Origin of the sequence: Streptomyces sp. AC558_RSS880 (assembly GCF_019049255.1) — a bacterium.
Taxonomy (GTDB): Bacteria; Actinomycetota; Actinomycetes; order Streptomycetales; family Streptomycetaceae; genus Streptomyces.
The window spans coordinates 287,744-299,254 of record NZ_JAGMUJ010000013.1; the positions used below are offsets into that span (position 1 = coordinate 287,744).

12 protein-coding genes and 1 tRNA gene are annotated in these 11,511 nt (G+C 72.1%); 3 read left to right on the forward strand and 10 right to left on the reverse strand.

What is annotated here, in order from left to right:
* Positions 1-46 precede the first annotated feature (46 nt).
* Both KUM38_RS06145 and KUM38_RS06150 read left to right on the forward strand, forming a co-directional pair.
* Complete coding sequence (locus tag KUM38_RS06145) at positions 47-1,318, forward strand: amidohydrolase family protein (RefSeq protein WP_217128247.1); 1,272 nt, start codon at positions 47-49, stop codon at positions 1,316-1,318.
* Between the two features lie 63 nt (positions 1,319-1,381).
* Positions 1,382-2,038 (forward strand): NAD(P)H-binding protein, encoded by a 657-nt coding sequence (locus KUM38_RS06150; protein ID WP_217128219.1) that lies wholly within the window; start codon positions 1,382-1,384, stop codon positions 2,036-2,038.
* A gap of 32 nt (positions 2,039-2,070) precedes the next feature.
* On the opposite strand, the gene KUM38_RS06155 is transcribed toward KUM38_RS06150, so the two are convergent.
* Together KUM38_RS06155 and KUM38_RS06160 are read right to left on the reverse strand one after the other, a co-directional pair.
* Positions 2,071-2,283 (reverse strand): hypothetical protein, encoded by a 213-nt coding sequence (locus tag KUM38_RS06155; protein ID WP_217128220.1) that lies wholly within the window; start codon positions 2,281-2,283, stop codon positions 2,071-2,073.
* Positions 2,284-2,378: 95 nt separating this feature from the next.
* Positions 2,379-2,460, reverse strand: a tRNA-Tyr gene (locus tag KUM38_RS06160).
* A gap of 235 nt (positions 2,461-2,695) precedes the next feature.
* Between KUM38_RS06160 and KUM38_RS06165 the strand changes: the two genes are divergently transcribed.
* Positions 2,696-3,184 (forward strand): YajQ family cyclic di-GMP-binding protein, encoded by a 489-nt coding sequence (locus tag KUM38_RS06165; RefSeq protein ID WP_024883143.1) that lies wholly within the window; start codon positions 2,696-2,698, stop codon positions 3,182-3,184.
* A 408-nt stretch (positions 3,185-3,592) separates the two neighbouring features.
* On the opposite strand, the gene KUM38_RS06170 is transcribed toward KUM38_RS06165, so the two are convergent.
* From KUM38_RS06170 to KUM38_RS06205, 8 genes are all read right to left on the reverse strand, one after another.
* The gene (locus tag KUM38_RS06170) at positions 3,593-4,159 is read right to left on the reverse strand and encodes an SMI1/KNR4 family protein (RefSeq protein ID WP_217128221.1); all 567 of its coding nucleotides are present in this window, start codon (positions 4,157-4,159) and stop codon (positions 3,593-3,595) included.
* A gap of 109 nt (positions 4,160-4,268) precedes the next feature.
* Positions 4,269-4,661 (reverse strand): YccF domain-containing protein, encoded by a 393-nt coding sequence (locus KUM38_RS06175; RefSeq protein ID WP_217128222.1) that lies wholly within the window; start codon positions 4,659-4,661, stop codon positions 4,269-4,271.
* Positions 4,658-5,518 carry a zinc metalloprotease HtpX gene (htpX, locus tag KUM38_RS06180; RefSeq protein ID WP_217128223.1) on the reverse strand — a complete coding sequence of 287 codons (861 nt, stop codon included), beginning with the start codon at positions 5,516-5,518 and terminating at the stop codon, positions 4,658-4,660. The genes KUM38_RS06175 and htpX overlap by 4 nt, the downstream gene beginning before the upstream one ends.
* 263 nt (positions 5,519-5,781) lie before the next feature.
* The gene (locus KUM38_RS06185) at positions 5,782-7,281 is read right to left on the reverse strand and encodes an NADH-quinone oxidoreductase subunit N (protein WP_217128224.1); all 1,500 of its coding nucleotides are present in this window, start codon (positions 7,279-7,281) and stop codon (positions 5,782-5,784) included.
* The gene (locus KUM38_RS06190; protein WP_217128225.1) at positions 7,278-8,852 is read right to left on the reverse strand and encodes a NuoM family protein; all 1,575 of its coding nucleotides are present in this window, start codon (positions 8,850-8,852) and stop codon (positions 7,278-7,280) included. Before KUM38_RS06190 ends, KUM38_RS06185 begins: the two co-directional genes overlap by 4 nt.
* 6 nt (positions 8,853-8,858) lie before the next feature.
* Complete coding sequence (locus KUM38_RS06195) at positions 8,859-10,853, reverse strand: NADH-quinone oxidoreductase subunit L (RefSeq protein ID WP_217128226.1); 1,995 nt, start codon at positions 10,851-10,853, stop codon at positions 8,859-8,861.
* Positions 10,850-11,257 (reverse strand): NADH-quinone oxidoreductase subunit NuoK, encoded by a 408-nt coding sequence (gene nuoK / locus KUM38_RS06200; protein WP_217128227.1) that lies wholly within the window; start codon positions 11,255-11,257, stop codon positions 10,850-10,852. The genes KUM38_RS06195 and nuoK overlap by 4 nt, the downstream gene beginning before the upstream one ends.
* A partial coding sequence (locus tag KUM38_RS06205; protein ID WP_217128228.1) for an NADH-quinone oxidoreductase subunit J occupies positions 11,257-11,511 on the reverse strand: 255 nt, incomplete at its 5' end. The genes KUM38_RS06205 and nuoK, both read right to left, overlap by 1 nt.

Consider the following 11,511-nt stretch of genomic DNA (forward strand, 5'->3'; position numbering starts at 1 on the left):
CTGCGTGACCTTGCCCTCCACGCGCAGCCCGAGCCCCTGGAACGCGATGCCCGACAGCCGGCCGCAGCCACCGCCCCGTCCGCCCTCGTCCCCGGGTCCGGTTCCGGTCGATCCGGCCCCGCTGTTGCTGTGCGGCGCGCGCCTCACCGACGGCCGGACCGTGGACGTACGGCTGGGCGGCGGGCGCATCGAGGCGGTCGGCACGGCCGGCAGCCTGGCGGCGGACGGCACGCGCGCGTGCGGCACGCAGGTCGATCTCACCGGTTATCTGCTCCTGCCGGCCCCCGCGGAGCCCCACGCCCACGCGGACACGGCTCTGTCCGCCGATGACGACGGCCCCGTCTCGTACGACCCCCGGGACGTCCAGCGCCGCGCGACGGAGGCCGCGCTGCTCCAGCTCGGGCACGGCGCGACGGCGCTGCGGGCGCATGTGCGCGTGGGCGACGTGGCCGGGCTGGGCGCGCTGACCGCCGTGCTGCGGGCGGAGCGTTCGCTGCGCGGGCTGGCCGAACTGACGACGGTGGCGGTGCCACGGCTGCTGACCGGGGTGGCCGGGGCGGACGGGCTCGCGGTGCTGCGGGACGCGGTGAAGATGGGCGCGTCCGTGGTGGGCGGCTGTCCCGATCTCGACCCCGATCCCACGGGGTACGTGGAGGCGGTCCTGGAGGTCGCCTCCGAACACGGCTGCCCCGTGGATCTGCACACGGACGCCGCCGACCCCGCCCGGCTGGCCCGGTTCGCGGCCATGGCGGGCGGGCTGCGGCCGGGGGTCGCCCTCGGCCCGTGCGGCGGTCTCGCCCGGCTGCCCGCCGAGTCGGCCGCGCGGACCGCGGACCGGCTCGCGGCGGCCGGGGTGACGGTGGTGTGCCTGCCGCAGGGCGGCTGCGGCACCGTGGACCGCCGGGGCACGGCGCCGGTACGGCTGCTGCGGTCGGCGGGGGTGCGGGTGGCCGCCGGGAGCGGTGCCCTGCGGGACGTGTCGAACCCGGTGGGCCGCGGCGACCCGTTGGAGGCGGCGTACCTGCTGGCCTCCCGCCACGGGCTGTCCGCCGAGGACGCCTACGCAGCGGTGAGCGCGTCGGCGCGGGCCTCCCTGGGACTGCCCGAGGTGCGCGTGGAGGCGGGTTTCCCGGCCGAACTGCTGGCGGTCCGCGGGGACGGGCTCTCGGGGGCGCTGTCGCTGGGGTACAGCCGCGTCGTGGTGCACGGGGGGCGGGTGGTGGCGCGGACGAGCGCGGTGCGGGAGTACCGCGGTTCGGCAGCCTTGTCGGCGGAGGTGGAACCGGGGCTGCCCCGGCAGGGCCGCGGCAGCGCATAGAGCCGGACCGGTCCCTGGGGCGTTGCGCGGCGGACGGGGTCGGCCCGGCGTACGGTCGGAGGCATGCGCATTGTCATCGCTGGTGGTCATGGTCAGATCGCGCTGCGGCTGGAGCGGCTGCTCGCCGCGCGCGGAGACGAGGCGGCGGGCATCATCCGCACACCCGAACAGGCCGACGAGCTGCGGCGCCTGGGCGCCGAACCGGTCGTGCTCGACCTGGAGTCGGCGTCGGTGGAGGAGGTCGCGCAGCGGCTGGAGGGCGCGGACGCGGCGGTGTTCGCGGCGGGTGCCGGGCCGGGCAGCGGCGCGGGCCGCAAGGAGACGGTGGACAGGGCGGCGGCGGTCCTCTTCGCCGACGCGGCCGTCCGCGCGGGCGTACGGCGTTTCGTGATCGTGTCGTCCATGGGCGCGGACCCGGCCCACGAGGGCGACGAGGTCTTCGACGTGTACCTGCGCGCCAAGGGCGAGGCGGACGCGTACGTACGCGGTCTGGACGCCCTGGACTGGACGATCCTGCGCCCCGGTCAGCTCACCAACGACGCCGGCACCGGCCTGGTCCGCCTGGAGGCCCACACGGGCCGCGGCCCGGTCCCGCGCGACGACGTGGCCGCCGTGCTGGCGGAGCTGGTGGACACCCCCGCGACGGCCGGCCTGACCCTGGAGCTGATCAGCGGCCCCGCGCCGGTGTCGGTGGCCGTGAAGTCGGTGGCCGGCAACTGATCCGGCCGGACCGGAACCGGGCTGGGACCGGGCTAGAAGAGGGGCATCTGTCCGGGGAACTCCGGGACCGCGTAGCCGTCCAGCGAGGGCTGTTCCGCACCGAGCGGGGCGTGCCTGCGTGACCCGGGGCACGAGGTCAGTTCCCCGCTCCCCCGGGCGCCGGGCGGATCGTGCCGCGCGTACCGCCCGGCGACGACGGCGATCTCACGACGGCACTCGGGACAGGGGCGGCGACGGGACGACATGGGGCCAGTGTGCCCCGGGGTGTCCGCCCGCGGACAGGAAGCGCCCGCGGAAACGAAGAGACCCCCTCCGTGTACGGAGGGGGTCTTCCCCAGTGTGGCGGCGCCAGGATTCGAACCTGGGAAGGCTGAGCCGGCAGATTTACAGTCTGCTCCCTTTGGCCGCTCGGGCACACCGCCGGGGTCGCTGCCGTCGAACCGCTTTTCGGCGGTGCTCCTTGGCAACGACGTAAACAATACCCGATGGGCAGGGGTGCTTCGCCACCCGATTGATCGCCACCCGGAGGCCGGGGGGTGACTAGGCTGGTCCGGATGCGGCCGGGGACCGATGCCGGGCTCGGGGGCCGCTTCACGTACGCCGGTACGCATCCGGTGCGCAGCCCGGTACGCACCCCGATACAAGGAGCCACAGGACATGGCCGACTCCAGTTTCGACATCGTCTCGAAGGTCGAGCGGCAGGAGGTCGACAACGCCCTCAACCAGACCGCCAAGGAGATCTCGCAGCGCTACGACTTCAAGGGCGTGGGTGCCTCGATCTCGTGGTCCGGGGAGAAGATCCTCATGGAGGCGAACTCCGAGGACCGGGTGAAGGCCGTCCTCGACGTCTTCCAGTCCAAGCTGATCAAGCGGGGCATCTCCCTGAAGGCCCTGGACGCGGGTGAGCCCCAGCTCTCGGGCAAGGAGTACAAGATCTTCGCGTCGATCGAGGAGGGCATCTCCCAGGACAACGCGAAGAAGGTCGCGAAGATCATCCGCGATGAGGGCCCGAAGGGCGTGAAGGCCCAGGTGCAGGGCGACGAGCTGCGGGTCAGCTCCAAGAGCCGCGACGACCTGCAGGCCGTCATCGCGCTGCTCAAGGGCAAGGACTTCGACTTCGCCCTGCAGTTCGTGAACTACCGGTAGGTCCGGCCGGCATCGTGGCGTTCACGCGCCGCACGGGCGCGAGGAAGGGTGGCACCCGGACGGTGGCCGCCCTTCTCGCCCGTCGGCTGTGGTTCGGGGCGCGGGGCCCGGTCGGTCCCGTGAGTGGCCGAGCAGGATGTGGCAGGCGGTCAGGAGGACCGGCGAGCCGCCGATCGCGGCGGCCCGGGTGGTGCCGTCGTAGGACTCCTTGGGATCGGGTGGTCGAGCCGGCGCGCCGATGTCCGGCCGCCGATGAACGCGCCGGTGACGCCGGTCAGCGTCGTGGTGCCGGTGTTCTGGCGGTCTTGGGTTTCGGTGGCCACGGGAGCCGGGTCCTGCCGGCGGACGTGCTGGTGTACGGCGTGCGCGGACGGGGCGGCGGACGGTAGGAGGCGTACGGTGGCCCGGTCAGGGCGTCGGCGCCGGTGTCGCGGGTCCGTGGAGACCGGTCCACGGCGCCAGGTCCATACCCTCGTTCTCCTCCTCGTACCAGCCCGTGCCCCGGACCCAGGAGTGGAGCCAGTCCGTGAGGCCGGGCGCGTCGAGGAACCAGGCGTGGTCGGGGTCGCCCGGGTTGGGCTCGAAGAGGAGGACGGTGGCCTGGGGCGAGCGGCAGTCCACACAGGCGTACATGCCGCAGCCCCAGTGGGATATGGGCAGCACTCCCTCGGGCCAGGGCCAGTCAGGGTCCTCACGGCCGCTCTCGCGGTTGGCGAGGTACTGGGCCACGGCGGCGGGTTCGCCGGAGGGCGCGCTGTCCAGGAGGGGCAGCAATCCGTACTCGGGGCCGAATCCGCCGTCCGCTATGCGTAGATAGAGCTCGGCGAGCAGCGGGGGCAGGGCGAAGCCCAGCGTGGCCTCGGCGCGTGCCAGTGTGGCCGCGTCGACGGGGTCGGGGAGGGAGGGCCAGCCCCATGGGCGGGTGTTGCGGGCCTTGTCCGCCACCTGTGTCAGCAACTGCTCGTACTCGGTCATGGGTTCATCATGCGGGCCGCCACTGACATGCGTGCGGGCCTGTGGACAACCTCCGGGCTGTGGACAACGCCTGGGTCATGACGTGACCGACGGGGCGTCTCCCGTCCTGTCAGCGCTGTGTGAACGACTGGTCCGTCCGTACGATTTCGCGTCCCAGCGGGAACAGCGAGACCGGGATCAGCTTGAAGTTGGCGATGCCGAGCGGGATTCCGATGATCGTCACGCACAGGACGATGCCGGTGACGATGTGGCCGAGCGCCAGCCACCAGCCCGCGAGGAGCAGCCACAGCACGTTGACGAGGAAGGAAGGGGCTCCCGCGCCCCGGCGTTCGACCGTCGTGTACCCGAAGGGCCACAGGGCGTAGACGCCTATGCGGAAGGCGGCGACGCCGAAGGGGATGCCGATGACCGTGATGCAGAGCAGCACGCCCGCGAGCAGGTAGCCGAGGAACAGCCAGAAGCCGCTGAAGACGAGCCATATGAGATTCAGGATGGTCTTCACTGGTGGCCTGCCATCTTCTCGAGCCGGGCGATGCGTTCCGCCATCGGCGGGTGGGTGGAGAACATCTTCGAGAGCCCTTGGCCCGGACGGAACGGGTTGGCGATCATCATGTGGCTGGCCGTCTCGATGCGGGGCTCGGGGGGCAGGGGGAGCTGTTTGGTGCCGTGTTCCAGTTTGCGCAGGGCGCTTGCGAGGGCGAGGGGATCGCCGGTGAGCTGGGCGCCGGAGGCGTCGGCCTCGTACTCCCGGGAGCGGCTGATGGCCAGCTGGATGAGGGACGCGGCGAGCGGCCCGAGAATCATGATCAGCAGCATGCCGAGGAGGCCGGGGCCGTCGTCGTCGTCCGAGCGGCCGATCGGGATCAGCCAGGCGAAGTTGACCAGGAACATGATCACGGAGGCGAGGGCGCCGGCGACCGAGGAGATCAGGATGTCGCGGTTGTAGACGTGGCTGAGCTCGTGGCCGATGACGCCGCGCAACTCCCGCTCGTCGAGCAGCCGCAGGATGCCTTCGGTGCAGCACACGGCGGCGTTGCGCGGGTTGCGGCCGGTGGCGAAGGCGTTGGGGGCCTCGGTCGGGGAGATGTACAGGCGGGGCATGGGCTGGCGGGCCTGGGTGGAGAGTTCGCGGACCATGCGGTACAGCCCCGGTGCCTCGAACTCGCTCACCGGGCGGGCGCGCATCGCGCGCAGGGCCAGCTTGTCGCTGTTCCAGTACGCGTACGCGTTGGTGCCCAGCGCGATCAGTACGGCGACGACGAGCCCCGTGCGGCCGAAGAAGCTGCCGATGACGATGATGAGTGCGGACAGTCCCCCGAGGAGGACCGCTGTCCTGAGCCCGTTGTGCCGGCGGTGCACGGTGCGCCCTCCAAGTCGTGCGGCAGGGGGACCCTTGCTTGCTGATCTTCCTTCTGACCTGCGCTGCCCACTGGTCTGGTGGTGTCACGTCCAGTGGACCCTCCCGTACCGGTCAACGCCAGGCGAAGGGCACTAGTTCCCTTGTGCGCGCGGTGGCGCGTGTCACCCGTCCGGGTGACGGCCGTCCGGAGCGCCCCGCACGCGCACGTGGGCGTGGGCGTGCGGTGGCCGTACGCGCGCGTGCGGGGCGCGGCCCGGTGTGCTCAGAAGAGCCCGGTGCCGGTGAAGCGCAGGACCAGCTGGGGTGCGCCGGACAGGGCGATGCCGAGGACGCCGGTCAGGGCGAGGGCGGCGGTGAGGGGGGCGGGGAGCCGGTGTTTCACCGATTCGCCCTCGGGCGCGCGGAACAGCAGGGCCGTCCACTGGAGGTAGTAGACCAGCGCGATGACGACGTTGACGGCCATGACGACGGCGAGCCAGCCCAGTCCGGCGTCGACGGCCGCGGAGAACACGGTGACCTTGGCGAAGAGACCGATGACGCCCGGCGGGAGTCCGGCGAGGCAGAGCAGGAAGAAGGCCAGGAGGAGCGCGGTGAGGGGACTGGAGGCGTAGAGGCCGCGGTAGTCGGCGACGCGGTTGAGACGGTGCGCGCGGCCGACGAGGGCGGCCACGGCGAACGCGCCCAGGTTCACGGCGCCGTACATGAGGGCGTAGGCGACGGTGGAGCCGATCGACTTCTCGGCGTCGCCGGAGTACGCGGCGGCGGCGACCGGCACCAGGAGGTAGCCGGCCTGGCCGACGGACGACCAGGCGAGGAGGCGTACCGCGCTGTACGCGCGCGTGGCCTGCTGTCTGAGGGCGCCCACGTTGCCGACGGTCATGGTGAGGGCGGCCAGCGCGGCGAGGGCCGGGCCCCAGACGTCGGCGTAGGACGGCAGGGCGACGACGGTGACGAGGATCAGGCCGGAGAAACCGACCGCTTTGCCGATGACCGACAGGTAGGCGGCGATCGGCAGGGGGGCGCCCACGTAGGTGTCGGGGACCCAGAAGTGGAAGGGGACCGCGGCGGTCTTGAAGGCGAAACCGATGAGGGTGAGGACGACACCGGTCTGGGTGAGGGTGTGGAGCTGTCCGTCGACGTCCTGGACGCGTTCGGCGACCAGGGTCAGGTGGAGGGTGCCGGTGGCGGCGTAGACGAAGCTGACGCCCAGCAGGCTGACCGCGGTGGCGGTGACGGAGGACAGGAAGAACTTCAGGGCCGCCTCGGAGGACTTCCGGTCGCCGTGCCGCAGGCCGACCAGGGCGAAGGCGGGCAGGGAGGCGACCTCCAGGGCGACGACGAGGGTCGCGAGGTCGCGGGAGGCGGGCAGGAGGGCGGCGCCGGCCGCGGAGGAGAGGAACAGGAACCAGTACTCGCCCTCGGGGAGCCGTTTGCCCTCGTCCTTGAGGGCGGTGACCGACAGGAGGGCGGCCAGAAGGGCGCCGCCGAGCACCAGGAACTGGATGACGAGGGTGAAGCGGTCCGCGGTGTAGCTGCACACGCCTTCCTCGCCGACCAGGCAGAAGGTGCTGCGGTCGGCGTCGAGGAGGGGCAGCAGCATGAGGGTGGCGGCGGCGAGTCCGGCCACCGAGAACCAGCCGAGGAGGGGTTTCCTGGCCTCGCTCACGAACAGGTCGGCGACGAGGACGACGAGTCCGACGACCGCCGCGATGGTGGGCGGCGCGATGGCCAGCCAGTCGACGGACTGGACGAGGGAGCTCATCGGGTGCCTCCTGCGAGGAGTTGCTGCACGGCCGGGTCGGTCAGTCCGAGGAGGGCCTTGGGCCAGAGCCCGGCGACGACGGTGAGGACGACGAGCGGGGTCCAGGCCGCGAACTCGTAGGAGCGCACGTCGGTGAGTTCCGGGGTGTCCTGGGGTGCGGCGCCCATGCAGACCCGGCGGACCACGATCAGCAGGTACGCGGCCGTCAGCAGGGTGCCGAACGCGCCGATGGCCATGAAGGTGAGGAAGGCGGGGCGGCTGAGGCCTTCGGCGGGGTCGAAGGCGCCGAACAGGGCGAGCATCTCGCCCCAGAATCCGGCGAGGCCGGGCAGGCCGAGGGAGGCGACGGCGGCGAACGCGAGCAGGCCGCCGAGGCGCGGGGCCTTGCCGTACAGGGCGGCGCCCGTCTCCTTGGCCAGGGTGTCGAGGTCGGTGCTGCCGGTGCGGTCCTTGAGGGCGCCGACCAGGAAGAACAGCAGGCCGGTGATGAGGCCGTGGGCGATGTTGGCGAACAGGGCGCCGTTGACGCCAGCCGGAGTCATGGTCGCGATGCCGAGGAGGACGAAGCCCATGTGGCCGACGGAGGAGTAGGCGATGAGGCGTTTGAGGTCGCCCTTCGCGCCCCGCTTGGCGAGGGCCAGGCAGGCGAGGGACCCGTAGATGACGCCGACGACGGCGAACGCGGCGAGGTAGGGCGCGAAGGTGCGGAAGCCGTCCGGTGCGGCGGGCAGCAGGATCCGGACGAAACCGTACGTGCCCATCTTCAGCAGGACGCCGGCCAGCAGGACCGAGCCGACCGTCGGCGCGGAGGTGTGGGCGTCGGGCAGCCAGCTGTGCAGCGGCCACATCGGGGTCTTGACCGCGAGCCCGACACCGATCGCGAGTACGGCAATGACCTGCACGGATGTGGTCAGCGACCGGCCGTTGTCAGTGGCGAGTGCCACCATGTCGAATGTGCCCGCCTCGATTCCGATCAGGAGCAGGCCGAGCAGCATGACCACGGAGCCGAGCAGCGTGTAGAGGATGAACTTCCAGGCGGCCTCGGCCCGGCCCTCGCCGCCCCAGCGGGCGATGAGGAAGTACATCGGGATGAGGACCGTCTCGAAGGCGAGGAAGAACAGGATCAGGTCGAGGACGGCGAAGGTCGCCAGAGTGCCGGACTCGAGGACGAGCAGCAGGGCGACGAAGGCCTTCGGGGACGGTCCCGTGGGCGGCTTGAAGTACGAGTAGAGGGCGCTGAGGAAGGTCAGCAGGGCGGTCAGGACCAGGAGGGGGAGGGAGATGCCGTCGGTGCCGAGGTGGATGCGTACGTCGAGTGCGGGGATCCAGCTGATGTCGGTCGTGGCCTGCATCTTCGACGGCTGGTCGTGGTCGAAGCCGAGCGCGAGGACGATCGCCGCGATGAGGATCGCGCCGGTGACGGTCACGCCGTGGCGGAGCACCGCCTGGTCGGGTGACTTCCCCTTCAGTCCGGGCGGGGCCGGCAGGAGAGCGGCGGCGGCACCGAGGAGCGGGCCGACGACGATCAACGCCAGAAGGAACTGCATCACGGACTCGTTGATATCGATCACGCCTGCTCACGCTCCCGTGGCGACGAGGACGGCGGCGACCGCGAGGACGACGGTGCCGGCGAGCAGCGCGCTCACATAGGTCTGCAGATTGCCCGTCTGGGCCCGTCGTACGGCGGTGCCGAGCCAGCGGGGCAGGGTGCCCGCGCCGCGTACGTAGGTCTCGACGACCTCGCGGTCGAGGAACCGCACGAGGCTCGCGCCGGCGCGGACCGGGCGGACGAAGAGGGCCGAGTACACGGCGTCCAGGTGGAAGCCGGCGGCCGCGTGGCGGTGCAGCGGGCCGAGCAGCATCCGCCCGGGGTCCGACGGGTCGGGTGCGTACGCGATGTCCCCGTAAGCCGGTTCGTGGCCGGCGATGGCCTCCGCCTCGACCAGTCCGGCATCGCCCTCGGGGTGGGCGGCGACGGCGCCGAGGGGGACGCGGGCGGCGTGTGCGGTGGTGTGCCGCCAGGTGGCGTAGGTGATGATGCCGCCGACCAGGGCCACACCCGTGCCGAGCACGGAGGTGGTGAGCGTCGGGGTCAGGTCGTGGCCGTCGAACCAGTCGGGCAGGACGCGGAAGGCGAAACCGCCGAGCGCGAGGGACGGCACGGCGAGCACCCACAGCACCACGGTCATGGTCAGCGGCTGCCTGCCGTGGTCGGGCGCTTCGGTTCCGTGTCCGCGGAAGGCCAGCAGCCACAGCCGCATCGCGTACGCCGCGGTGAGCAGGGCCGTGACGAGGCCGGCGAGGAGGACGATCCAGCCCGCCGCGGCGGGGGCGTGTTCGGTGTGGCCGGTGACGACGTGTTCGGCGACGCCGAGGACGGCCTCCTTGGAGAAGAAGCCGCTGAACGGCGGGATCGCGGCGAGCGCGAGGAGCGCCACGGTCATCGTCCAGTAGGCGTCGGGGACCCGGTCGCGCAGGTGGCCCATGCGGGACATGGCGGCCAGCGAGTTGGTGCCGGCGGCGTGGATGATCACGCCGGCCGCGAGGAACAGCAGCGCCTTGAAGGCGCCGTGGGACAGGAGGTGGAAGACGGCCGCGCCGCGGTCGGCGACGGCGAGGGCGCCGGTCATGTAGCCGAGCTGGCCGATCGTCGAGTAGGCGAGGACGCGTTTGATGTCGTCCTGGGCGAGCGCGGCGAGCGCCGAGCCGGCCATGGTCACGGCGGCCATGACGGCGAGGACGGTCATCGCGGCCTGGGAGGTCTCGAAGAGCGGGAGGAGACGCGCGATGAAGTAGACACCGGCGGCGACCATGGTCGCGGCGTGGATCAGCGCGGAGACGGGAGTCGGGCCCGCCATCGCGTCGGGGAGCCAGGTGTGCAGCGGGAACTGCGCCGACTTGCCGGCCACGCCCGCCAGGAGCAGCAGGGCGATCAGCGTGGGGTGTTCGATGCCGCCGTTCGCGACGGCGCCGAGGATCCGGGTGATGCGGAACGACCCGGCCTCGGTGGCCAGGGCGAACAGGCCGATGAGGAAGGGGACGTCGCCGAGCTTGGTGACCAGGAAGGCCTTGAGGGAGGCGGCGCGGGCCTCGGGGGTCTCCCAGTAGTGGCCGACGAGGAAGTAGGAGCAGATGCCCATGACTTCCCAGCCGACCAGCAGCACCATCAGGTCGCCGGAGTAGACGACGAGCAGCATCGCGGAGGTGAACAGGGAGACGAGGGCGGCGTAGGAGGGGTAGCGCGGGTCGTCGCGCAGGTAGCCCGTCGAGTAGATCTGCACACAGGTGGCGACGACGGTGACCAGGACGGCGGTCAGCGCGGCGAAGCCGTCGATGTGCAGGGCGAGTTCGATCGGGACCGAGCCGGTGGGGGTGAGTTCGGTCGCGGCGTCGACGGCCTGGCCTCCGCCCTGGCGCCAGGCGACCGTGGCGGCCAGTGCGAGGGAGGCGAGCGTCGGCAGGACGGCGAGCGGGCGGACGAAGCCGGGGGCCGTGCGGCCCAGGAGCAGCCCGGCGAGCGCGCCGAGGAACGGAAGGAGGGGGACGAGGACGGCGAGGGTGGTCGTGGTCACGCGGTGGCCTCAGCCTTCTCGCCGGCCGTCCGGGGCACGGGGGCTTCGCGGCCGGTGGTGTCGCTGTCGGGGCCGTCGGGCTCGTGGCCCTCGGCGGTGTCGCGGAGCTTGTCGATGTCCGAGGTGCCGCGGTTGCGGTACACGGCGAGGACGATCGCCAGGCCGATGCCGATCTCGGCGGCGGCGATGGCGATGGTGAACAGGGTGAGGGCCTGGCCGGAGTGCAGGGTGTCCTCGGCGGTCCGGCTGAGCCAGACGTCGAAGGCGACCAGGTTCAGGTTGACGGCGTTGAGCATCAGCTCGACCGACATCAGGACCAGGATCGCGTTGCGGCGGGCGAGGACGCCGTACAGGCCGGTGCAGAAGAGGAGGGCGGACAGGACGGCGGGATAGGCGAGGTGCATCAGCGGGTCCCTTCCGTGCCGCGCCGGGTGCCCGTCGCGCCGGACGCGGCGTCGGCCTTCGCCTTGCGGGACAGGACGATCGCGCCGACGAGGGCGGCGAGGAGGAGGACGGAGAGTGCCTCGAAGGGGAGGACCCAGTGCTGGAAGAGACTCGCGCCGGTGACGTCCGTGGAGCCGGCGGGGGCACCGTCCAGGTCGATCCAGGTGGTGCGGAAGGCGTCGACGACGACCCAGACCAGGGCCGCCGCGGCGGC